Origin of the sequence: Gemella haemolysans, from assembly GCF_028308085.1 — a bacterium.
GTDB lineage: Bacteria > Bacillota > Bacilli > Staphylococcales > Gemellaceae > Gemella > Gemella haemolysans_D.
The window spans coordinates 1-306 of sequence record NZ_JAQMFS010000009.1 but is presented as its reverse complement, the minus strand read 5'-3'; the positions used below and the strand labels follow the sequence as shown (position 1 = coordinate 306).

The window sequence follows — 306 nt, the reverse complement described above, 5'->3', positions numbered from 1 at the left end:
TCATTGTATGAGAGTTCACTTGTTAAGTATAATTCTACAACATATATCTTTTTTTCGAAAGGATATTCTTCATTTTTTCTTGAACGATATAATCCTTCATCTCCATATTTCTTATATTTGGCGACCCAAATTTCAATATTATTATGAGATTTTATAGCATACTTTTTCGCTAACGATCTTATGCTTATGTTTTCATTTATATACTCTAGTACGACTTTCTTTTTAAATTCAAAATTATATTTAGTCATAAAAATACCGACCTCCAAAAAGTTAGATTTTTTGGTCTAACTTTTTGGGGTCGGTACA

The 306-nt window shown here is 27.5% G+C and carries 1 protein-coding gene; it reads right to left on the bottom strand.

The genetic code is table 11. The features are described from left to right. A partial coding sequence (locus tag PNO30_RS00485; protein ID WP_271986723.1) for a helix-turn-helix domain-containing protein occupies window positions 1-248 on the bottom strand: 248 nt, incomplete at its 3' end. Between the last annotated feature and the right edge of the window lie 58 nt (window positions 249-306).